General features: G+C 59.9%; 20 protein-coding genes and 1 pseudogene. 17 read left to right on the top strand and 4 right to left on the bottom strand.

The genetic code is table 11. The features are described 5' to 3' along the window. Positions 1-123 precede the first annotated feature (123 nt). From JJQ51_RS13930 to JJQ51_RS13870, 13 genes are all read left to right on the top strand, one after another. A complete protein-coding gene (locus tag JJQ51_RS13930; RefSeq protein ID WP_269244823.1) occupies positions 124-1,194 on the top strand; it encodes a LacI family DNA-binding transcriptional regulator in 1,071 nt (356 codons plus the stop codon). Next, entirely contained in the window at positions 1,158-2,165 is a 1,008-nt protein-coding gene (locus tag JJQ51_RS13925; protein WP_113329390.1) for a substrate-binding domain-containing protein, read from the top strand. Before JJQ51_RS13930 ends, JJQ51_RS13925 begins: the two co-directional genes overlap by 37 nt. A 174-nt stretch (positions 2,166-2,339) precedes the next feature. After that, entirely contained in the window at positions 2,340-3,833 is a 1,494-nt protein-coding gene (locus JJQ51_RS13920) for a sugar ABC transporter ATP-binding protein (RefSeq protein ID WP_269244822.1), read from the top strand. Next, on the top strand, positions 3,826-4,860 hold the full coding sequence (locus tag JJQ51_RS13915; protein ID WP_269244821.1) for an ABC transporter permease: 1,035 nt from the start codon (positions 3,826-3,828) through the stop codon (positions 4,858-4,860). Before JJQ51_RS13920 ends, JJQ51_RS13915 begins: the two co-directional genes overlap by 8 nt. Then, a complete protein-coding gene (locus tag JJQ51_RS13910) occupies positions 4,853-5,911 on the top strand; it encodes an ABC transporter permease (protein ID WP_269244820.1) in 1,059 nt (352 codons plus the stop codon). The genes JJQ51_RS13915 and JJQ51_RS13910 overlap by 8 nt, the downstream gene beginning before the upstream one ends. Then, on the top strand, positions 5,908-7,287 hold the full coding sequence (locus JJQ51_RS13905; RefSeq protein ID WP_269244819.1) for an FGGY-family carbohydrate kinase: 1,380 nt from the start codon (positions 5,908-5,910) through the stop codon (positions 7,285-7,287). The genes JJQ51_RS13910 and JJQ51_RS13905 overlap by 4 nt, the downstream gene beginning before the upstream one ends. Positions 7,288-7,327: 40 nt before the next feature. Then, a complete protein-coding gene (locus tag JJQ51_RS13900) occupies positions 7,328-7,984 on the top strand; it encodes a class II aldolase/adducin family protein (RefSeq protein WP_069610444.1) in 657 nt (218 codons plus the stop codon). A gap of 87 nt (positions 7,985-8,071) precedes the next feature. Further along, entirely contained in the window at positions 8,072-8,347 is a 276-nt protein-coding gene (locus tag JJQ51_RS13895; protein WP_095437326.1) for a ribbon-helix-helix domain-containing protein, read from the top strand. Next, positions 8,334-8,678: a type II toxin-antitoxin system RelE/ParE family toxin gene (locus JJQ51_RS13890; RefSeq protein WP_113350820.1), complete on the top strand. Its 345-nt coding sequence runs from the start codon at positions 8,334-8,336 to the stop codon at positions 8,676-8,678. The genes JJQ51_RS13895 and JJQ51_RS13890 overlap by 14 nt, the downstream gene beginning before the upstream one ends. A gap of 177 nt (positions 8,679-8,855) precedes the next feature. Beyond that, a complete protein-coding gene (locus tag JJQ51_RS13885; protein ID WP_113329383.1) occupies positions 8,856-9,530 on the top strand; it encodes a response regulator transcription factor in 675 nt (224 codons plus the stop codon). Continuing rightward, positions 9,527-10,978 (top strand): sensor histidine kinase, encoded by a 1,452-nt coding sequence (locus JJQ51_RS13880; protein WP_113350821.1) that lies wholly within the window; start codon positions 9,527-9,529, stop codon positions 10,976-10,978. The genes JJQ51_RS13885 and JJQ51_RS13880 overlap by 4 nt, the downstream gene beginning before the upstream one ends. A gap of 223 nt (positions 10,979-11,201) precedes the next feature. Then, positions 11,202-11,792 carry an ankyrin repeat domain-containing protein gene (locus JJQ51_RS13875; protein ID WP_210248388.1) on the top strand — a complete coding sequence of 197 codons (591 nt, stop codon included), beginning with the start codon at positions 11,202-11,204 and terminating at the stop codon, positions 11,790-11,792. An 89-nt stretch (positions 11,793-11,881) separates the two neighbouring features. Further along, a complete protein-coding gene (locus JJQ51_RS13870) occupies positions 11,882-12,718 on the top strand; it encodes a bifunctional allantoicase/(S)-ureidoglycine aminohydrolase (RefSeq protein WP_113350823.1) in 837 nt (278 codons plus the stop codon). Between the two features lie 83 nt (positions 12,719-12,801). Here the strand turns inward: JJQ51_RS13870 and JJQ51_RS13865 are convergent, their stop codons facing one another. After that, a complete protein-coding gene (locus tag JJQ51_RS13865; RefSeq protein ID WP_113350824.1) occupies positions 12,802-13,758 on the bottom strand; it encodes a pilus assembly protein TadG-related protein in 957 nt (318 codons plus the stop codon). A 227-nt stretch (positions 13,759-13,985) separates the two neighbouring features. Beyond that, on the bottom strand, positions 13,986-15,719 hold the full coding sequence (locus JJQ51_RS13860; RefSeq protein ID WP_113350825.1) for a winged helix-turn-helix domain-containing protein: 1,734 nt from the start codon (positions 15,717-15,719) through the stop codon (positions 13,986-13,988). A gap of 450 nt (positions 15,720-16,169) precedes the next feature. Between JJQ51_RS13860 and JJQ51_RS13855 the strand changes: the two genes are divergently transcribed. The 4 genes and pseudogenes from JJQ51_RS13855 (at position 16,170) to JJQ51_RS13845 (ending at position 19,420) form a co-directional block, all read left to right on the top strand. Then, positions 16,170-17,123: a hypothetical protein gene (locus JJQ51_RS13855; RefSeq protein WP_186450328.1), complete on the top strand. Its 954-nt coding sequence runs from the start codon at positions 16,170-16,172 to the stop codon at positions 17,121-17,123. A 121-nt stretch (positions 17,124-17,244) separates the two neighbouring features. Then, a pseudogene (locus JJQ51_RS32915) lies at positions 17,245-17,526 on the top strand (dioxygenase); the annotation flags it as partial. Between the two features lie 17 nt (positions 17,527-17,543). Beyond that, positions 17,544-17,678, top strand: coding sequence for a hypothetical protein (locus JJQ51_RS32910; RefSeq protein ID WP_442966498.1), 135 nt, complete (start codon positions 17,544-17,546; stop codon positions 17,676-17,678). Positions 17,679-17,953: 275 nt separating this feature from the next. Further along, complete coding sequence (locus JJQ51_RS13845; RefSeq protein ID WP_113350826.1) at positions 17,954-19,420, top strand: glucosamine inositolphosphorylceramide transferase family protein; 1,467 nt, start codon at positions 17,954-17,956, stop codon at positions 19,418-19,420. On the opposite strand, the gene JJQ51_RS13840 is transcribed toward JJQ51_RS13845, so the two are convergent. After that, entirely contained in the window at positions 19,373-20,515 is a 1,143-nt protein-coding gene (locus tag JJQ51_RS13840) for a glycosyltransferase family 4 protein (RefSeq protein WP_113350827.1), read from the bottom strand. The genes JJQ51_RS13845 and JJQ51_RS13840 overlap by 48 nt on opposite strands. Next, complete coding sequence (locus tag JJQ51_RS13835; RefSeq protein WP_113350828.1) at positions 20,512-21,924, bottom strand: lipopolysaccharide biosynthesis protein; 1,413 nt, start codon at positions 21,922-21,924, stop codon at positions 20,512-20,514. Before JJQ51_RS13835 ends, JJQ51_RS13840 begins: the two co-directional genes overlap by 4 nt. Positions 21,925-21,980: the final 56 nt, after the last annotated feature.

Raw genomic sequence — 21,980 nt, 5'->3', positions numbered from 1 at the left:
ATGAATCGTTTTATACTTAGAAACGCTCACATTGACACCGCATCTATGCTGGTATAGCTTACAATAAAACGTTTCACCAGAATTTTCGTAGTATCAATCTGAGATTGTTGAAGGGAGGGCAGAATGTCGAAATCGCGAACCCCTTCCATCAAGATGGTGGCCGACAGGGCAGGCGTCTCGGTAGCGACCGTTTCGAACGTCCTCAATGGCAAACCCACGGTCTCTCCGGATTTCGCCAGGCGCGTGAACGACGCGGTGCGTGAGCTTGGCTATGTCGTCGATCTCGGCGCATCGCGGCTGCGCTCGCGCAAGGCGCAGCTTGCCGGTGTCGTGGTGCCAGATCTCACCAATCCGATGTTTGCCTCCTTCGTTTCCACGCTGGAGCATCTGGCGCGTCTCGACGATTACGATCTGGTGGTCGTCTCCGCGCGCAACAATGCCGAGGAAGAAGCCGACCGGCTGCGCAAGATCCGCTCATGGCGTCCGGCCGGCCTGATTGTCATCCCCTGTGATGGCGCCTTTGGGGAACGCTTGCCGAACGGCTTCTTTGCGCCGGTGGTATTGGCCGACCGTATACCCGATGCGACCGGCTTCGATTTGATCGCGGTCGACAATGGCCCGGCTGCCGGCGCGATCGCCGCCCATCTCGACAGGCAGGGTTATGGTGATTGCCTGGTTCTGGGCAGCAGTCTTTCGATCACCAATGTTCGCGAACGCTGGGAGGGCGTGCGCGCAGCGGCCGGCCGTATGCATGTCGAAATGCTGGAAATCGGCATAGATGATGCCAATGGCGCGCAGCGCCTTGAGGAGCGTCTGCGTCGGCGCCCTTTGCCTGGCGCGCTGTTTTCGCTCGACCACGGCACGACGCTTCTGACGTACCGCACCATGGCGGAGATCGGGCTTTCCGTGCCCGGCGATCTCGCCTTTGCGAGCTTCGACGAGATGGAATGGATGAGGCTGGTCGCACCCGGCATTACGGCGGTGCGCCAGCCCGTTGAGGAAATGGCCGAGCAGGCCTGGGCGCTGTTGTTGCGACGTATGACCGGCTCCGGAGGAAAGCCGGTTACGCGGCGCCTGCGCTGCGCCGTCGAGATCCGCGGTTCGACGCCGCGGAGCCCGCTTGAGGAGGCGGGTAACACGAAACTGGGAGGAGAAAAATGGAAGTTACAAGACGAACCCTACTCGCCGGAATAGGTGGAGCTGTCGTCGCCGGCACTCTGGGCGGCACGATCGGCGTCGCACAGGCGGCCGAGCCGCAAGTCGGCGTCGTGGTCAAGATCGGCGGCATTCCATGGTTCAATGCCATGGAAGTCGGCATCAAGAAGGCGGCACCGGAATACAAGGCCAATGCCTGGATGGTCGGGCCGACGCAGGCCGATGCCGCCCAGCAGGTGCGTGCGATCGAAGATCTGATCGCCCGCAAGGTCGCTGTCATCGGCATCGTGCCGAACGACTCCGCTGCCCTCGATCCCGTTCTCGGCCGTGCGCGGGCCGCCGGTATCAAGGTGCTAGCCCATGAAGGCCCGAACCAGAAAGAGGCGGATTGGGACTTCGAGCTCACGACCATCGAGGGCTATGGCCAGGCGCATATGGACTTGCTTGCCAAGCAGATGGGCGAAGAAGGCAAATATATCGTCTATGTCGGATCGCTGACGGTTCCCCTGCATAATGCCTGGGCAGATGCCGCGATCGCCTATCAGAAGCAGAAGTACCCGAAGATGGAAATGCTCGGCGACCGCTTCGGCGTGGCCGAGAGCCTGGATGACAGCATCAAGACCACGCAGGACCAGCTTCGCGCTCATCCGGATCTCAAGGGCATCCTGACATTCGGCTCGCAAGGTCCGATCGGTGCGGCGCGCGTTCTCGACGATCGCGAAAAGGCGAAGTCGATCGCGCTCGTCGGCGGCTTCTCTCCGGGGCAGGGCGTCAAATACGTCAAGTCCGGCACCATCCGCGGTGGCTTCATCTGGAATCCGATGACGGCGGGCGAAATCTTCGTTCAGCTCGCCTCCCTGCTGGCGGCTGGCAAGGAGCCCACCGACAATATGGAGCTGACCGGCGTCGGCAAGGTGCGTGTCTATCCAGACAAGAAACTCATCCAGGCCCAGAAGCTCGAGTCGCTCGATAAGGAAAATATCGACCGGCTCGTAGCGCTTGGTCTCTAAAGCATTTCCAGGAAAAGTGCGCAGCGGTTTTCCGTCCGGAATGCGTAAGGAACCAAGAGGATAGAGCTTTTCCGCGATGAGAAGAGAAGCGGAAAAGTTCTGACAGTTCCTCCCGAGGGCCGGCGGCAGGCTTCAAGCCGCCGCCGGCCGATTCATGGCAATCGGAGTGGCTCGATGAGCGACGAAATTCCGTTTCTGCGTTTGACCGGACTGTCCAAACGGTTCGGCGGCGTGCGGGCATTGGAAGAAATCGACTGGGACGTGCGCTCTGGCGAGATTCATTGCCTGGTCGGCGAAAACGGCTGCGGCAAGTCGACCCTCATCAAGACCGTGGCCGGCGTGCATCCGCCTTCGGCGGGTATGATCGAAATCGAGGGCGAGGCTGTTCTTCCGCTTGATCCAGCACGCGCCAAGGCTCTGGGAATTCAGGTGATTTTCCAGGACCTGTCTCTGTTTCCCAACCTGTCCGTTGTTGAAAATATCGCCATCGAAAGTCATCTCGACCGGCTGGTAAAACCAGTCAACTGGAAGCGAATGCGGGAGAAGGCAAGCGCTGTCCTTACCAGGCTTGGTTTTGCGCTCAACCTCGATCTCGTGGTTTCCGATCTTTCGGTGGCCGAGCGCCAGATCGTCGCGATCGCACGCGGCCTGGCAGCCGAGGCGCGATTGATTTTCATGGACGAACCGACAGCGTCGCTGACGCGGGCCGAGGTCGACCGCCTCTTGGGGATCGTCGGACGGCTCAAGGCGGACGGTATCGCCGTCGTCTTCGTTTCCCACCGGCTCGACGAAGTCGTCGAGATCGCCGAGCGGGTCACTGTCATGCGCGACGGCCGCAAGGTCGGCACCTGGCCCGCCGATCAAATGAATGAAAAGAAGATCGCTCATCTGATGACGGGGCTCGATATCGATCACGCGATCGTTGCCCGCAACATGGGTGAGGCGGCGCCTATTCTGGAAGTCCATGGTCTGTCGCGCCGTGGTGAGTTTGCCGATATCGATTTCACTCTGCGCCGCGGCGAGGTGCTCGGCATCTCTGGATTGCTGGGATCGGGCCGCACCGAGCTTGCACTGACGCTGTTCGGCATGCATCGGGCCAAAAGCGGCAGCATTCGTCTTGAGGGCAGGGAGCTTGTGCTTCGCTCCAATCGTGATGCCGTACGCGCAGGTATCGCCTATGTCTCCGAGGATCGTCTGAGCCTCGGCGTCATCCTGCAGCAGTCGATCGGCGACAACATCATGCTCGCGATCATGCGGGGCATGGCAAACCGGCTGGGCCTCATTCCCGATAAATCCCGCAGGCAACTCGCCGAGGATTGGATCAAGCGGCTCGCCATCAAGGTTCCCTCGGCCGATCGCGCCGTGCAGACCCTTTCAGGCGGCAATCAGCAGCGTGTCGTGCTGGCGAAGTGGCTTGCGACGCGGCCGAAGGTGCTGATCCTCGATTCTCCGACAGTCGGCGTCGACATCAAGAACAAGCAGGGCATCTATGATGTGGTGGCCGAACTGGCCCGCCAGGGCGTAGCCATCATCCTCATCTCCGACGAGGTCTCCGAGCTCTTTGCGACCTGCGATCGCATCCTGCACATGCGCGCCGGCCGCATCGTCGGCGAAGCGGTGCCGGGTGACGTCAGCGAGGCCAACATGAAGGAGCGCATCTATGCGTGAGCACAGTCAAACGGCCGGACCATCCTTTGTCGCGCAATTGAAGCGGCGTCCCGAAGCGTGGCTTCTGGCCGTCATTGCTGGGGTCGTGATCGTCTTTTCCCTGACGGCGCGCGATTTCCTGACGCTCGCCAATATTATCGATCTGCTCGAAACCTATTCCGTGCAGGCGATCATGGCGATGGGCCTCTTCGTCGTGCTGGTTTCGGGCGGCATCGACATATCCTTCGCGGCAACCGCCTCCGTAGCGCAATATTGTGCGGCACTGCTGGCAACGCAGTTCGGCTTCTCCGCGCCCATCGTTATTGGTTTTGGCCTGGCGATCGGCGTTGGCCTGGGCTGCCTGAATGCACTTCTGGTTCATTATGTACGCATCACATCGATCATCGCCACGATCGCCATGATGAGTGTCAGTTTCTCGCTGCTGATGTATTTTTCCGGTGGCAAGTCGATTTATACGTTGCCGGATTGGTGGACGAACCGCATCGTCTTCTGGCGCATGGAAACGGCATCGGGCGACATCGTTCGCGTGACGTTGCCGATCGTCGCCATGGTGGTGGTGACCCTGTTCACCTGGGCATGGATGACGCGCTCATCGGTCGGGCGGCAGCTCTACGCAATGGGCGGTAATGCGGAGGCTGCACGGCGCATCGGCATGAACATCGGCCGGCTGCAATTCGTCGCCTATGGCTATCTCGGGCTGATGGCGGCGGTTGCCGGCCTGCTGCAGGCCCATCGGGTCGGCGAAAGCGTGCCCAACGCCATGTACAATACGGAACTTGCGGTACTGTCCGCCGCTGTCCTTGGAGGTGCCAGTCTAACCGGCGGCATCGGCACCGTGCCCGGCGTGCTGCTCGGCATCGTGCTTCTGGCCGTGCTGCAGAATGGGCTCAATCTGCTCGGCGTCTCCTCCTATTTCTTCCAGATCGTCATCGGCATCACCATTCTGGTCTCGACCTCGATCACCGTCATCAGCTCGCGGCCGGGCCGCCGCCATCGCATCATCGCGGGAGCGTCGTCCAATGGCTGAACCTCCGCTTCTCTATAACATCAACAACAGCCTGGCAGACCTGATGGCGCGTATGCGGACAGGCATTCCCGGTGCCCACACCGGGCTTGTCGTCCTTCTGGTCTTTCTGGTTGCCGGCTTCTCCCTGTTCATTCCGAATTTTGCCTCACTCGGCACGCTGCAATCCTTCATGTACCAGCTGCCGCTGCTGGGCCTTCTGTCGCTGGCGATGATGGCGCCGTTGATCACGGGCGGCCTCAATCTTGCGATCATCGCGACGACCAACCAATGCGCGCTGCTGATGGCCTTCATCATGCAGAGCCTGATCACGCCCGATAGCGGCACGGGAGCGGCGCTCGCCGTGATCATACTGGCGCTTCTGGCCGGCCTTGTGCTCTGCCTGCTCATCGGCCTTATCACCGGCACGCTCATTGCCTATACCGGCGTTCACCCCATCCTCATCACGCTCGGCACGAAATCGCTGATCGACGGCATCAGCATCTATCTGACCCGCGGCATGGCACTGTCTGGCATACCGGAGGGCTTCAGCCGCATCGGGACGACGATGATAGTAGGAGTGCCGCTGATCTTCCTGCTGTTGATCGTGGTTGCTGTCATCGTCAGCCTCATATTGCGACGTACCGCCTTCGGCATCGCCTGCGCCATGATAGGTTCCAATATTGAGGCGGCGCGCTATTCGGCGATCGATACGCGCCGGGTTCTGGTTGGCGTCTATGCCATGTCGAGCCTGATCTGCTTCTTCGCCGCCCTGGTCATGCTGGCAACCTTCAATTCGGCAAGCGCGGATTATGCGCAATCCTATCTGCTGGTAACGATCCTTGCGGCTGTGCTTGGCGGCGTCGATCCCTTCGGCGGCTTCGGCACGGCCGGCGGGTTGATGCTGGCGCTGGCGATCCTGCAGGTCATCTCCTCTGGTTTCAACCAGTTCGGCCTCAGCAATTACCTGACTGTTGCGATATGGGGCGGCATTCTCATCTTCGTCGCTGCGGTTCAGACGGCTCGGCCCTACCTGATGTGGCTGCTGCCGACACGTTTCTTCGGTCCAAAATGAGCATCATTGCGGTTTTCGACATCGGCAAGACGAATGTGAAGCTGTCGGCGGCAACGGATGACGGCCGCGTATTGGAAACGCTGTCGACGCCGAATATCGTGAAGGATGGTCCGCCCTACCGCCATCACGATCTCGACAGTCTGGAAGACTGGCTCATCGATAGCCTGACGGAGCTGGGACGCAGGCACGATATAGGCGCGATCGTTACCTGCGCACATGGGTCCGGCGGCGTGCTGGTCGACGGACAGGGTGCTGCAATGCCGATGATCGACTATGAGCAGCCGATCCCCGCAGATGTCGATGCGCGGTACAGGTCAATTGCCGGCTCCTATCGCGAGAGGGCAAGCGCCATCATGCTGGGCGCGGCGCATCTCGCGCGGCAGATGTTGTGGCAGGAAATGTATTGGCCGGAGACCTTTGGCGCGGCCAGCGCCTATCTCGCCACGCCGCAATATTGGGCGTTTCGCCTGTCCGGCGTGCTGGCAAGCGAGGTGACGAGTCTGGCGGCGCAATCTCATCTGTGGGCATCGGCCGATGGCCGGCCGGCATCGCTCGTCGCAAGCCGCGGATGGCAGCGTCTCATGCCGCCGATGCGGCGGGCATGGGAAACGCTCGGCCCGTTGAAGCCTGAGCTTGCTGAGCGATGCGGCCTGAAAGCGACGACGCGTATCCTATGCGGCGTGCATGATTCCTCGGCCAATCTATACCGTTATCAGGCGGCCGGTCTGTCTGATTTTACCGTTGTCTCCACAGGCACCTGGATCGTTGCATTGAGCGATCGCGGCGATGTCGATTTCAGCGTCGAGCGACCCGGCCATTCCTGCAATGCCGATGTCTTCGGAAACCCGACGCCCGGTATGCTGACCATGGGCGGTCGGGAATTTTCGACCGTCGCCGCAAAGGCTTCGGGTCCCGCCTCGTTGCAGGCCCTTCGGAGGATCGTGGCTTCAGGTACCTTTGCACTTCCGACATTCGGCTTGGACGACGGGCTCTTTCCCGGCACGGCCCACCGCGGCCGTCTCGAAGGCCCGCTTGCGGAGGAGGAAGGCGTCCGGTTCACGCTCGCAGTGCTCTATTCGGCGCTGCTGACAGCCGCCTGCATTCAGGACCTTCCGCCCACGGAGACGGTCGTGCTGGACGGCAATTTCGTCGTCGATCCCCTTTATGGCGCCATCGTCGCGGCCTTCCTGCATAATCGACGCGTGCTCGTCAGCCGCAGTACGACCGGAACGGCGACTGGCGCCGCCATGCTGGCATCCCATGAAAAGCGTGCCTCACCTGCAGCGCTGACGGCCGAAGCACCCGATATCTCCAGCCTTCCCGAACTTTCATCCTACCGGCACCGCTGGCAAACCCAGATCAAGACAATGGAGTGAGATCGTGACGACTTATGACGACAATGCCCTGCGCGAAGACATGGTGGCGATCTGCCGCCGGATGAACGCATCCGGCATCAACCAGGGAACGGCCGGCAACGTTTCGGTGCGGAATCCCAAGGGATTTCTGGTCACGCCAACCTCTCTGCCCTATGACATGATGCAGCCAAAAGACCTGGTGCAGATGTATTTCGATGGCAGCTACGAGGGCGAGCGCCGGCCATCGTCCGAGTGGCGATTCCATCGCGATATTCTCGCGTCCCGCGAGGATATCGATTGCGTGCTCCATTGCCACTCGGTTTATGCGACCACGCTCGCCGTACATCATAAGACCATTCCGAGCTTTCACTATATGACCGGTGTAGCGGGCGGCACGACGATCCGCTGCGCTCGCTACGCCACCTTCGGCACCCAGGCGCTTTCGGATGCTGCGATCGAAGCGCTGCAGGATAGGCTAGCCTGCCTGCTCGGTCAGCACGGACAGATCTCGCTCGGGAAGACGCCGGCCGCCGCCCTTGCGCTTGCCATCGAGGTCGAAACCCTCTCCCGCCTTTATGTGCAGGCGCTGACACTTGGCGAGCCGCCCATTCTTGACGACGAGGAAATGGCGCGCGTCATCCAGCAGATGAAGAACATGAGCTATGGACAGGCGCCGGATTTGGATGGGGTCAACGATGTGGCAAAGCGGCGGCAATAATCCCTCGCCGCCTTCAATCGTCTCGCCGCGAAGTCTTGACATGTGTGCGACTGAGTAGCACCTTAGGCTCCTGAAGGAGATTATCCCGTGAGCGTCAAGTCGTCGATATCGTTAACCGATCAGCAGGATGCATTTGCTCGCTCGCTTGTCGAGACGGGCCGCTATTCCAGCCTGAGTTCGGTTCTCCAGCAGGGCCTGGAACTGCTGCGACAGAAAACGGAAGCGGAAGCGGCCGAGACGGAAGGGCTGCGCAGGCTCATTCAGCGCCGCGTCGACGGACCGAAGATTCCGGCTCAGGACATGGAAGAGCGGATCGAGAGCATGATCGAACGCAAACGGCGAGCTCTTCGTGTGGAGCCTTGAATATTCCAGGGATGCCGATCTCGATTTCGAACTGACCTTCGATCATCTGTTTGCGGCCTATCTCGATCTTGGAGACTCGTCTGGGGAAGCTCTAGAGCGCGCGGCCAGCCGTATTCGTGAACTCCGTCGGGAAATCGATCGGTTGGTCGAGACCCCATATATCGGAACATTGCGGCCGGATATCTATCCTGGCATCCGTTTCCTGCGGCGCGACAAGGCAGCCGTCTGGTTTCTGCCGATCGAGGAACGCAAAACGATCGTTGTTGCGGCGATTTTTTTTGGCGGTCAGGATCATATCAGGCGGATGCTGGCGCGCATGCTGCAGCGATAAGGCTTCAATTGTCTGCTCGAATGGGGTTTCCGGCTTCGAGCAGGGTCATTTCTTATTGGTTGCGACCCATTGGCTCCATCCTGATGCCACTTCCGCAATCTGCGTGTAATGTAGCCGCAATCTTTGGCTGTCAGTGGGGGCGAAGGATGGCAATCGCCGTCCTTTGGGGAAAAGTCATTGCGAATTCTGCTGCTTGAGGATGAGCCCGAAATGGCCCGCGCGCTGCTTGAAGCGTTGCGGCGTCGCGATGTGCTCGCCGACCATGTCCGAACGATTGCGGATGCCGATGCCATGGCCCGCGTTGGAACCTATGACGTCCTCGTGCTGGATCGTCGCCTGCCTGACGGCGAAGGACTGGATCTCGTGGCGGCGCTGCGTCAGCGCAAGCATCCCGTCCCGATCCTCGTGCTGACGGCGCTTGGCAGCGTCGATCACCGCGTCGACGGGCTCGACAGCGGTGCCGACGACTATCTTGCAAAGCCTTTCGCGATCGAGGAATTGCTGGCGCGCTTGAGAGCTCTCCAGAGACGAGGGCCGACGGTTTCCGACAGATATCTGACTTTCGGCAATCTGAGCGTCGATCCGCGCACCAATGAGATCGTCGTCGGCAGCGCGCTCGTCGAGTTCCCGCGACGCGAATATCTGGTGCTGGAGACGCTGATGCGCCGTCCGAATCGCATCGTGACGAGACCGAACCTGATCGAAGCGGTTTACGCCCTTGAGGACGAAATCGGATCGAACGCTCTGGATGCGCATATCTCGCGCATTCGAAAGAAGCTGCTTCTGGCCGAAGCCACGGTCGAGATAAGAGCGGTGCGGAACATCGGCTATCTGATCCGGGCGAAGGCATGAACCCGGAACGCAGCCGATCGCTACGCTGGGGACTGATAAAACGCCTGATCGTCCTGCAGGCCTTTCTTCTTGTTCTTTTCTTCGTCCTTCTCGTTGCCTGGCTCTGGATCATCAATCCGGAGCTGGAAGATGCCAATGAAGAGGCCGTTCGCGTTGTCGCTCAGCAGATTACAAGGGATGATGACGGGCAGTTGCAGGTGGCCGAGACGCAGGAGGTGATAGAGCTGAAGCAGCGCTATCCGGACCTCTGGTTCATGATCCGCGACCATAAGGGAGTACTCTTCCAATATGGAGAGATGCCGGCCGCCGCTCTCAACGAGAGCTTTCCGTGGACGATCGAGCGAATCAGGGTCGAAGCCGCCAACGGCGTGCATGCCACGGTCGAAAACCGGGAGACGTCCATCGGCCAGCTGCAGATCATGGCGGCTACCGAACGCGGCTTTGACAATGATGGCTTGAATGTGTGGATCAACATGCGTGTCGAGATGGCCAGGGGACCCCATGGCGAAATCGAATGGCTCAAAGTATTGCCGGCGCTTGCATTCGTCACCTTGATCGGCGTCGTTCCCATACTGGCATTGACGGGCGTCGCGACGCTGCTCGTCACGCCACGTGCCGTCGGCCGGTCGTTGAGCGGGCTGGTGGAGACGGCAACGCAGGCGCAGGCGATCGATTTCGACAGCCGTTCGGCCCGCCTCGAGCGCTCGAAGGTGCCGACCGAGATCATCCCTCTGGTCGACGCGTTCAACCATGCCCTCTCGAAGCTGGATGAAGGGTATAACAGGCACAATCGCTTTCTTGCCGATGCCGCCCATGAGCTGCGGACGCCGATCGCGATTGCACGGACACGGGCGGACCTTCTGCCCGATGCCGAAATCAGTCACCAGCTTCGGGACGATATCGACCGGCTGTCCCGCGTCGCCCATCAACTCCTGGAGATGCAGGCGATCGGCGTGGTCGAATTGCGTGCAGAGAAGAAGGATCTGAATGTGCTGGTCGAAACCATCGCCGCCGATCTTGCGCCGATTGCGATGGACGCCGGCTATGATTTCGACTTCGAGCCGAGCCCCGAGGAAGCGGTCTTCGTGATCCAGACCTCGACGATAGAAATGGCTGTGGTCAATCTGATCCGGAATGCGATCGACCATGCCGGAGGGAAGGGCTCGATCGTCGTTCGCGTCGGCGCCGGCGGCACCATCGATGTCTGCGACGAAGGTCCCGGCATACCGCTGGCGGAGCGCGGTCGCGTCTTCGAGCCGTTTCGCCGCATCAATGCCAGTTCATCCGGCGCGGGGCTGGGGTTGAATCTGGTCAAGAAGGCCGCCGAACTGCATGGTGGACGGGTTTCGTTTCTAGACACCGGCCATGGTTTTTGCGTGCGGCTGCAGATCGGCTCCATACCGCCGTCGGTCGTGGTGGCGGACATGGGCTGGCGACAACAGCGCTAAATGTCGATCCTAAATCGCGGATGCCGGCTATTGCAGCGCAAAATCCTGAAACTGTTTTTATTTTCTCAGCGGTCAGGGCTCGGATATTTGATTTTCCGACGCCGGGTTCCCTGCTAGGTTTCGGGGAGAGGCACCACCGGGATAAGGCATGTTGAAACTTTTATTGTCGGCTTTGTTCTTCCTGACGGCTGCCTGCACTTCTTTTCTTGCCTTCGGCGACACGATGGATCTTCGACTGCATAAGGCTGCCGCAACCGGTGACGTCGCGGCCATCCAACAATTGCTCGATAGCGGTGCCGCCATCGAGGCTCGGGATGCAAAGGGCGCAACGCCGCTGTTGGTCGCGACGCACGCCAACAGGGTGGACGCCGCGCGAGCATTGATCGAGGCGGGTGCCGACGTCAATGCCAAGGACGATATTCAAGACAGTCCCTATCTCTATGCCGGCGCTCGCGGCCATCTGGATATTCTCAAGCTGACGCTCGCGCATGGGGCGGATCTCGAGAGCATCAACCGCTATGGCGGCACGGCGCTTATTCCCGCCTCCGAACGCGGTCACGTCGAAGCCGTCGACACGTTGATCAAGGCGGGTGTCAACGTCGATCACGTCAACCGGCTGGGGTGGACTGCCCTGATCGAGGCTATCATTCTCGGCAATGGCGGTTCGCGTCATGTTGAGATCGTCAGGCTGTTGATAGATGCAGGCGCAAACGTCAATCTGGCCGACAATGACGGCGTGACGCCGCTGCATCATGCTCGTAGTCGCGGGTATGATGGGATCGTGAAATTATTGGAGGTGGCGGGGGCGACGTAACGAGACGTTCCGACTTCCGGCACTATGCAATACCACGGGGAGGCACATGCCTCGGTCTCCCGAAACGATGAGAATGAAGGGCTTGGACAATGGAAAGAAAATACTATTCCTCTCTTGGCGGCCATCCGCCGCAGAGCGATCTGCTGACGGGGCGGGCCGTATTCACGGAGGCCTATGCGGTCATCCCCAAGGGAGTGATGCAGGATATCGTCACCAGCTATTTGCCCTTCTGGAACGATACGCGCTGCTGGGTGATCGCAAGGCCGCTTTCGGGTTTTGCCGAGACCTTTTCGCAGTATGTCATGGAAGTGGCGCCGGGCGGCGGCAGCGACCGGCCGGAGCAGGATGCCGAGGCCGAAGGCGTGTTGTTCGTTGTCGACGGCGAGATCGAACTCACCTTGCCCTCCGGCAAGCATGTTCTCCAGCCGGGCGGCTATGCCTTCCTGCCACCGGGCCTGAAATGGTCGCTGCACAACCGCTCCGGCGCTCATGCCCGTTTCCACTGGGTGCGCAAGGCATATGAGACAGTCGAGGGGCTGGCTCATCCTGAACCGCTCATCTTGAACGAGAAGGATATTACGCCGTCCGCCATGCCGGGCACGGAGGGGCGCTGGGCAACGACCCGCTTCGTCGATCCGTCCGACCTGCGGCATGACATGCACGTGACGATCGTCACTCTCCAACCCGGTGCTGTCATTCCCTTCGCGGAGACCCATGTCATGGAGCACGGCCTCTATGTGCTGGAAGGCAAGGCCGTCTATCGCTTGAACCAGGATTGGGTCGAAGTCGAGGCCGGCGACTTCATGTGGTTGCGCGCCTTTTGCCCGCAGGCGTGCTATGCCGGCGGTCCAGGTCCGTTCCGCTATCTGCTCTATAAGGACGTCAATCGCCATATGGCGCTTCGTCCCTTCGGCGCGCGCCGTTAAGCCATGCGGTTTTGCGACAAGCTCGGCGCCCATGGCGCCGGCTTAGGGTCATCGATGCGGCCGGTCGTCAGCTTGCCGTCGCATCAGTTCGTGAGGCGCACGGCATCGCCGTCGGCCGAGGAACATTGCGACGAGATCGTATAGAAAAAGTCCTGTCGATCCCAACCGCCGCCATCTTCCCAGGCGTGCTTTTGTGCGGCCTGGCAGCCGAAATAATTCTCGATCGGCAAGGTGACGCCTTTGGGAAGTTGGCTGCCGTCGACGAAGAGATAATTCGACGTATTCGGATCATCTGTCCGCAGGGTCAGATCGTATTTTGTGCCGGCCGAGTTCTTGCTGTTGCAGTTCACGGCGTTGTTGTTCGAGATGGTCGCGGCCTGGCCAGGTGGACAGCCATCATCTTTGACGTCCATCTGCAGTACGAGCTTGGTATATTGGCCCAGCGTAATCGGGCCGGACGGGACGGCCGTCATGGTGCCCTGGCCACCGTTGTTATGGGTTGTCGGCTGATAGGTTACGGTGCCGACCACGGTTTCGGCCGTTGCATTGGGTCTGACGACACGGATCGTGATGACTTTGTAGTACCATCCTTGCGCCTGTGTCGGGGTGATGGTCACGATGTCAGGCTTTGCCGGCGCCGTGGCTTGGGAGTTCACGCCGATGTCGACGCTGTTGATATTGACGATGCGCATCAGATTTGTCGGCACCGCTCCGGTCAAATTCACCGAAAGGATGCGTCCGTTTGCCGTGATAGTATAGCTAAGGTTGGCAGGTGTCGTGTCCGCGTAGGCGGTGATGAAGCGTGTGGCTTCTGCCTGCGCCGCGGCAAGGTTGGTACCATCGAAGATCTTGCCGCCGGCCAGAGCGGCACCATCGGCGATTTCCTGCAAATTCGTTCGCTGATGTACCGCAGATGCGTAATCCACTGCCAAGCCTGCAGCTGCAGCCAGCGGGACTGCGATCAACGCCGTCAATGTCGCGAAATTGCCAGCACGATCCTTTGTCAGGCGGTCAAATCGCCGCAAAAAGCGAGTGCTCATTATTCCTACCAGAAAAAAGCCTGAACTTTGGTCGGAGAATGGGCAAAATATATAAAGACGTGGTTTAGAAGGAGACTCAAGTTGTAGCCATAGGCAGCATTTTTATGCTGATGTTCAGGTGGAAAAGACTTTCTGATACTTTGATGATGCTGTGTCTACGGGGATTTATCTAGGGTAGATATTGAGCATCTCGGCAATCTGCGGCACGCATTCGCCATACATTCTCGTCAATTCGGGTCGTCTGGTTTTTGCGCTTCGTCGTCAGCCGGCAGGCCGAGATCGATCAGCGTTTGGCTGATGTCCCGGCGCGCTGCGAGGTAGATCGGGCTGGTATTGCGAGCGGGCAGGGCGATATTCGCGGCTGTCGAGCCTGGCCTTAGTTCCAACCCCTTCGCCAGAGCTAGTCTGGCTTCGTCCGTTCGGCCCAATCGTTGATAAGCGGTCGCCAAAAGCATATGCGCCCGGCCCGTCCCGGAGGTGATCGCGATGGAGCGTTGCAGCCATCCAATGGCATCTTCATTGCGATTGAGAAGGATATCCGCCCATCCCGCGCCCAGCAGCCAGGTCCAGCGAGACACTGCCGGCGTGTCGAAGCGGTCCGCCAGCTCGAATGTCGCAAGCGCATCTTCGAAACGCCCGAGCTGGATCTGCGTCAGGCCCAGCTGGAAGAGCGCCGCGCCATCCCACGGGTTGAGGCTCAGCGCTCTTGCGCAAGTCACAAGGCTTTCGGAAAACTGGTTGGTTGCGGTCAGGAAACGGCAATAGGTGTCGAGCACCGGCAGAGAGTTCGGTCTTGTTCGTAGCGCGTGCTCGATCAGGAATCTTGCCTCGTTCTCTGCTGACCTGCTCTCGGCCGGATCATACCAGTCGAGCTGAATGCCGCGCAGATGCAGCGTGGCAAGCGCGATCTGCAGATCGGCATTATCAGGCTGATCGCGCAGATATTTTTCAAGAATCGATCGTGCCGTCGCGAAGCGTTCCTTCGTCGTCTGATTGATTGACGCGGTTGCCTGTTGGATCGCGACATTGGCGGCGCCGGCTTGGGCTGCAGGGCTACCTGCTTCTTCGAGTTTGTTGAGACGGTTGGCAACATCGTAGCCGGCTCCCGCAGCGAGCCGTGAGGCAAGGCGCTGCCCGTCGGCTTCGGTGGCATCCAGCGTCACTTCGGCGACCGATTCGATCTCGCGGCTGCTCACCTTGATGAGCCGTGTTTGAAGGATCCAGGATTCCGGGCTTCTTTGCAGCTCACTCTGCAAGAGAAAATCGGTTTCGCCGCCAACTCCGGATGTGGGTTTGGCGGCTGCCGCCGGGCTCTGTTCCTTCGGCGCTATCAGACGGATATTGTCGATGGCGGCGAGGCCGTTGATCATCTCCGCAGCGATGCCCTGCGCCAAAACGGCGCTCTGCGCATCGCCAACAGTATCGATAACAGGCAGAACTTCGATGACCGATGGCCCCGCTCCCAAGACCTTGCCAAGGCGAGAGGAAAACAAAGCGAGGCCAATGACGACGGCGATCATGCAAAGCATTGCCAACGCGCCGAGCGCCAAAACCTTGCGCGACCCGCGTCGACCGGGTGTCCCAGCACCATTCGCCATGACACTTGTATCGGAGACCGGCATATCCGGTTCCGCAGGCTGCGGTGCCGAACTCTCCTGCCTTGTGGTTACCTGAGCGGTGAATAGATAACCACGACCAGATACAAGCTTGATCATATGCCGCTCAGTATCACCGAGCGCCGTGCGGATTTCACGAATGCATTGAAACAGGCTGTTTTCCCCTACATAGATCCCGGGCCAGACAGCTTCCATCAGTTCCTGTTTACCGACAACGCGCCCGTTATTCGCGACGAGGAGTTTCAGCAGTTCAAAGGTCTTTGGGCGCAGCCGGATCGCGGAACCGTCAGGCCTGTGAAGCTCGGCACGATCTGGATCGAGACCGAATCCAGCAAAATAAAACACCTGCTCCCAATGATCCTCAATTGTACCATTTAAAATATGACGCAATATAAAGAGAGCTTTGCTCGACAGTCAACGTGCCGACGCCGCTATCGAGAAAGGGATGACGCCGCTTGCTTCGTCGCGCGGCAAGTTCAAACGGAATTGGCTAAGTGCCAGTTTTTGCAACAAAATCATCAATATCAGAAAAATATCAGAAAATATCAGAACCTTGGCATGGCCTTATCAGGACCTCGCCGCCTGCTCCGACTATTATTTGAATAGATAATGAAAAATTACGGCGGTTATTCATGATGTGAGAGGAAGTGCTCAATATCGGCAAGAACTGTGGGGATATTCTTTGTTGCAACCCGCGCTTCTTCCGATTGCGCATTCCTCACAAGCATGATTGTCCCGGAACGGCATAGCAATGGCCTGGACGCCAGCCAGTCGGCAATCTTGAGAGAGCTTTCCATGGGAAAGGTGCTTGATTTTCTGGTGCAGCGGCCGGCAGGTGAGGCGGACGGTCTGTTCGAGCCGGTGGTATTTTCCCAAGCAGTCTTACTGTTGGCCCGTAGTTTCGTTGCGGTTCACGAGGCTTCGCCGCGAACTGCAGCACTTTTCGCAACACAGCAACGCTGGCTCCTCTGCCATGCAGCACTGGGAAATTACTTTCGAACAATTCGCGAGTCCGGAGCAGGACTAACCCGGCGGGGTCTAGGAAATCTCGCTCTGCAATATGCGATCGCCAGCCGCAATACGGCCTATGCTTTCTTTGACGAAGCCTTGCAATATGATGTCGTTCGCCCGATCGTCGCTGCCAATGGTCTGCCATCGGAGCAGGTAGCGCCGGCGCCGTTCATACTGGAGATGCTGGCCCACTGGTATAGCGTACATTTTCAAGCTCTCGACCTCATCGGCGGCGGCGGCAGGACGGCCAGATTCCACGCCGAGCCGGAAAGCCTGCTGGCATTGGTGCAGCCGATTGCGGCGCACGCACTTCTGACGAGTCCCGCAATACGCAGCCCCGGTCCGCTCTATACGATCTTCACCTGGGCGGATGCCGGCGGGCTGCTGATGGACCGGCTGATCGCCGGAATAGAGCCTGAGATGCTGGCGGGACAAGACAAGCTCCTGACGGATGTGAGCTCGATTTCCTATCTGGCTCAATCATTCGGTTTGTCGCGAGCCCATACCAGCCGCAAGCTTGCCGCGGCGGAATCGATCGGAGGCGTCGGCTGGAGTGGCCGGCGTGGTCGCTCTCGGCTGTGGATCTCGCGCGGCTTTTATGAGGAGTATGCGCACGCGCACGCCCGCAAGCTGCTCATTCTCGATGACGCGTTTACCAATGCCTTGTCGGCTCTGGTGCCTACCTCCGAAAAATCGGTGGTGATCGCGGATGGAGAATTGACGGAAGAGTGGGCCTGAAAAGGTCCTTGCCATCCAAAGACAATTCCAAGGCAGCTTTGTCTTCGGCATGTTGGCCGCCGTCGTCACAGATCCCCAGATCTGACAGGCCACGGTATCTTCACGGTGTTGACCGGCATCGGCGGTGAAGGAGCTGGAGCCGACACAGGACGAGTGGATGGAGGCAATCTTCTTCCCCACCCGCACCGGCCATACCTGCACCGACTGGCGGCAGGAATTCATCCTGCTATCGGATGTGCTCGGCGTCTCGATGCTGGTCGACGCGATCAACAACCGCAAGCCGTCGGGTGCATCGGAAAGCACTGTCCTTGGCCCCTTCCATGCCGCAGATGCCCCGGAATTGCCGATGGGCGCCAATATCTGCCTCGACCAGAAGGGCGAGGACATGGTGATCAGCGGCCGCACATCCATTCCGATGCGGTGTTCGGTGTCAAGGAGAGCCTGCTTGCCGAGTTCAAGCTCACCGAAGATCCCACCCGCGCCAAAGACCTGGGTTTCCGGGGCGCGTTCTGGCAGGTCGAGCACGATTTCGTGCTGGCGCCGGAGCGGAAGTGAAACTGAAGCATGTCGCGCAAAAGTGTGCAGCGGTTTTGCGACAACGACATGCACAAAATCAAAGGCCTAAAGCGCGGGAAACGACTCTGAAAGATCGCGACGTTCCACCATGGGTGCTGCGGTCGTCCGAATTTACTTACGGAAATTTTTCTTGACCGGTACTGACGTGCAATTCTCCAATACAACCTTAGAATAACGGGAAAGTAAGCTTTCCCGAATAAATGTAGTTCCCAGGCCTCAGAAGCTTCGCCGATGCTGCGGCGGATGGGAGCGTCATGCCATCGATCGATATCATCGTGCCGAAGTCCGCGCCTCGCCGCTGGCAGGAGATCGTGATCCGGCGCCTGCAGGCAGACGGCCACGACATTGCCGTCTCGCACGCAGCCGGGCCGGAAGTGTGGCCGGCAGCGGTCAATGCCGCTTTGGCTCTCGAGCGAACGATCTTCCGCCGGCGCGATCCGGCGCTTGCCGCTCCTCTATCGGAAATTCCCACGAGTATTCGCATTCGCCCTGCTGCATTTCGGCTGGATCTTGCCGGCAATGCTGCGCCATCGGATATTCCGACCATCACGTTGCAGTTCGACGGATCGCGGTCGGACCTCTCGGTCCCGATATCCGTCGCCGCCGGCGCCTTGCCCGTCATCGAAACCGTCCTGGATGGAAAGAGGGTGATAGGCCGAGCGCGGCCGATGATCGACAAGCGGGAATCCGCCTCGCTTGGCGTCGAAGATGTCTTGGCGCGTGCTATCACGCTTGCCGTTTCCACCGTTCGTGCCCTTGCCGAAAACCGCCTCGCTATGAACGAACCCGTGTCCACAGCGCCTGAAAATCCCGCTGCTGGAATGCTGGAGTTTGCATCTTCATATACGGCCCGCGCCCTGCCACGCCTGGGTCGGGAGGTGATACGGCGCGCACGTTTTCGTCATGCGCATTGGCGCGTCGGCTATCGCTTTACCGACGGGCCGGGTGTGGCAAGCACCTGTGGACTCGGCGAAGGCTGGTCGGTGCTGCCGGATGCGGGAGACCGTTTCTATGCCGATCCCTTTCCCTTTCAATGGCAGGATCGTTTCTTCCTGTTCGTGGAGGATTATCCGCACGCGACCGGCAAGGCAGTCATCTCGGTCGTGCCGTTCGATGCTGCCGGGAAGCCCGGAGAGCCGCGATGCGTGCTGGAAGAGCCTTATCATCTCTCTTATCCGCAAGTCTTCGAACGCGACGGCGCAATCTGGATGCTGCCTGAAGCAAGTTCGGGCGGAAAGCTCGTCCTCTATCGCTCCATCCAATTTCCGGATCGCTGGGCCCCCGAAGCCGTACTCATCGAAGGCGAGATTTCCGATGCGACACTCCTCGAGCATGGTGGCCGACTCTGGCTGTTTGCGACTGACCGCGATGGTTATGGCAGCACCTCCGATACGCTCGCGGTCTTCCATGCACACCGGCTTGCCGGCCCCTGGACACCGCATATGTTGAACCCGGTTCTCATCGATCGTCGCATGGCGCGCCCGGGCGGCGCCTTTGTCCGCGAGTGGGATGGCATCTATCTGCCGGTCCAAGACGGAACGCTCGGCTACGGCGGCGGGCTCGGTATCTCGCAATTGCTGGAGCTGGATGAAAAGACGGTTCGACTGTCCTCGCCCCGACCCATCGCGGCGCATGGTGATTGGCCCTATCCGAAAATCCATACGCTCAATCGCTCAGGCCGACTGGAGGTTATCGACGGGATTGCAGCCGTGCGGAAGTGAGCGGGAAGGAAGCAGCGCTTCGTAGCCGGCGCACATGCGCGCCGGCGAATATTGTTCCTTCAGCTGCCGTCCGGCAGCGGCAAGCCGAGCTGCAAGCTCGGGCCTGGCGATAAGTTCAGCAAGTCCATCAGCCATGCCCTTGGCATCGGCTTCGACGAAGAGCGCTGCAGCTTCGCCATCATCCGTGGTCAGCACTTCCCGCAGGACATCGAGCTTGCTGGTGACCACCGGCAGTCCGGAAATGGCTGCCTCGACGGCGGCAAGGCCAAAGGTTTCCGTCAAGGACGAAAAAGCATAGGCGTCTCCCGTTGCGAGGAATTCGAAGATACGCGAGGGAGGCACCTCGCCGACGAGATGCAGCCTGTCGGCGATGCCATTGTCCTTAGCAAAAGCGACGATCGCATCCTGCTCGGGGCCGGTGCCGGCGATAGCGATATGAATGTCGGGCAGATGGGCGAGGGCACCGACGAGCGCGATCTGGTTTTTCGATGGCGCCATGCGGCCAGAAGAGACGGCGAGCCATGCCTCTCGGGGAAGGTCAAAGGCGGCGCGCGCCGCTCCCTTGTCGAAGGCGGCCGAGGGTGCGGAAACGCCATGGTCGATGCGTAATGTCCGCCGCCGATAGGCTTTCGGGAAGGTGTCGAACTGTGCCTCCGTCCAGCGCGAATTGACGACGTTGGCATGATAGGCGCCGAGCGTGCCCATCAACTTGTCAATCTGCGTCAGGATCCCCCTGACGCCTCGGGTCTGGGGGGCGCCGCTCTGGTTTGCGATGATGAGGTCTGCACCGGCGAACCGCGCGCCGATGGTGCCGAAAATATTGCCGTAGTGCTGGAAGGTGATGACCACATCCGGCCGAGTCTTGCGCAGATAACCGGCAAGTCCGATGGTGGCCCGCATCTGGCCGAGCACGCCGCGCGGTGGCGTGGTGAGGATGAAATCAGCGTGCGGATCGCCGTCGTAGACTTCGGTTTTCCTATACATGAAGACTGTCCGCACATCATGGCCACGCGCGCGCAGTCCCTCGCCGACCATATCGGAAATCCGCTGTGCGCCACCCGCTTCTGCCTGGGTCTGGACCTGGATGATTTTCATGAGCGGCCTTTCAGGAAGGAGCGAGCGGCAAGCGCGTCTTCGCCGGCAAGAAAGCCGAGGATTGACGGGTTGATGCCGATGGTGCGGCGCGCGATGAACACGGCGGTCACGCACCAAACGATGATCGTACCGGCGATGGCGAGCGCTGCGCCGATCGGGCCGAGCCAATAGGTCAGCACCGCCGTTGCACAGAGCCCGAAGGTGTTGACGATAACAAGCAGCTTGAAAAGCGCGTGCTGGAGGCCCGTCAACTGCATGAGGATTTCGGTCGGCCCGCAGGCGGTGCCGATGGTCGCGCCGATGCCGAAGATAATCAGCGTCACCTGCATCGTCGGCGTGGCATAGGCGTGATTGAAGATCGACAGGATCAGGTTGCCGAAGACCAGGAAGGATACCAGTACGCATAAGGCGATGATGAAGCCGCCCAGAGCTGCGAGACTGGTGATACGCTGCACATGTGCCCTGTCCCCAGTGTAGAAGGCGGCCGAGATCTGCGGCGCCAGCGCCTGGTTGATGCCGTTGAGTGCGAGGACGACCAGCCGCATCGTTCGATCCGCGACGAAAATCGCGCCAGCGGCCTCTGGGCCTAGAATGGCCGCGACAAGCAAGGTGCTCGCCTGGCTGAGCGCAGGCGGCAGCGCCGTGACGCCCCAGAGCCCGAACGTCACCGTCTTGAATTCATCCTTCTGTTCTGTCGTAAGCGGGCCGCGCTGCGCGCGCATCGTATCGCGAAAAAGCACGAATGTTTGCGGCGCGATCATGAGGAGCAGCAACCCGGCTGTCAGGTAGGTTGCGGTAACCGCGCTCATCCTCATCTGCATGAAATGGGCAAGCACGAAGACGGGGATTGCTACTGCCCGCCAAATGACATCGCGTGGCAGCAGGGCGAAGATGAGCGCATTCTTGGCGCGAAGGGCGCAGGCGACGAATTCCGACCAGCCGAGCGCGAAGGCCAACACCATGGTCGCCACGCAGATCGCCAGCCATTCGGGCGTCTGTCTGCCGGCGAATGGCAAAAAGCCGATGACGAGAATGAGCAGGCTGAAGCTCGCGAGCCCCATCAGTGCGACAAGGATGGAACGGGCCATCATGCCGTTTGCCGAATTCAGATCGTTATTGCCGGCATATTGCGGCCAGAACCTGAGCACTGCGCTTTGCTGGCCGACGATGGCGAAGAAGGAGACCAGGCTCGCTCCGGCATAGGCGGCGCTATAAAGACCGAACTGCCGCTCATCGGTCGTCATGGCGACGGCGACGAACATCAGGAACGAAAGGCCGGCACTGGCGAGCTTGATGGCACCGGCAACGGCGCCGCTCCTGGCAAGCGCGCCGATCGACAAGCGCAGGTTGCTCGCAGGCGGCGGCGTTTCGGCTGATATCGTATCGCTGCTGCCAGCTTTCTCACCCAACGCCCTGATCCTGTGTTGATTGCTGTCGACCGAATGGTCTGCAATGCCTGAAATAG

Origin of the sequence: Rhizobium sp. AG207R (assembly GCF_027109195.1) — a bacterium.
Lineage (GTDB): Bacteria > Pseudomonadota > Alphaproteobacteria > Rhizobiales > Rhizobiaceae > Rhizobium > Rhizobium dioscoreae.
The sequence above is the reverse complement of the archived record's forward strand: the minus strand, read 5'-3'. Positions and strand labels throughout refer to the sequence as shown.

Coding starts and splice junctions, on each gene's coding strand:
- JJQ51_RS13930 (WP_269244823.1), top strand. CDS start 124: ATGTCGAAATCGCGAACCCCTTCCATCAAGATGGTGGCCGACAGGGCA.
- JJQ51_RS13925 (WP_113329390.1), top strand. CDS start 1,158: ATGGAAGTTACAAGACGAACCCTACTCGCCGGAATAGGTGGAGCTGTC.
- JJQ51_RS13920 (WP_269244822.1), top strand. CDS start 2,340: ATGAGCGACGAAATTCCGTTTCTGCGTTTGACCGGACTGTCCAAACGG.
- JJQ51_RS13915 (WP_269244821.1), top strand. CDS start 3,826: ATGCGTGAGCACAGTCAAACGGCCGGACCATCCTTTGTCGCGCAATTG.
- JJQ51_RS13910 (WP_269244820.1), top strand. CDS start 4,853: ATGGCTGAACCTCCGCTTCTCTATAACATCAACAACAGCCTGGCAGAC.
- JJQ51_RS13905 (WP_269244819.1), top strand. CDS start 5,908: ATGAGCATCATTGCGGTTTTCGACATCGGCAAGACGAATGTGAAGCTG.
- JJQ51_RS13900 (WP_069610444.1), top strand. CDS start 7,328: ATGGTGGCGATCTGCCGCCGGATGAACGCATCCGGCATCAACCAGGGA.
- JJQ51_RS13880 (WP_113350821.1), top strand. CDS start 9,527: ATGAACCCGGAACGCAGCCGATCGCTACGCTGGGGACTGATAAAACGC.
- JJQ51_RS13875 (WP_210248388.1), top strand. CDS start 11,202: ATGGATCTTCGACTGCATAAGGCTGCCGCAACCGGTGACGTCGCGGCC.
- JJQ51_RS13870 (WP_113350823.1), top strand. CDS start 11,882: ATGGAAAGAAAATACTATTCCTCTCTTGGCGGCCATCCGCCGCAGAGC.
- JJQ51_RS13865 (WP_113350824.1), bottom strand. CDS start 13,758: ATGAGCACTCGCTTTTTGCGGCGATTTGACCGCCTGACAAAGGATCGT.
- JJQ51_RS13855 (WP_186450328.1), top strand. CDS start 16,170: ATGGGAAAGGTGCTTGATTTTCTGGTGCAGCGGCCGGCAGGTGAGGCG.
- JJQ51_RS13845 (WP_113350826.1), top strand. CDS start 17,954: ATGCCATCGATCGATATCATCGTGCCGAAGTCCGCGCCTCGCCGCTGG.
- JJQ51_RS13840 (WP_113350827.1), bottom strand. CDS start 20,515: ATGAAAATCATCCAGGTCCAGACCCAGGCAGAAGCGGGTGGCGCACAG.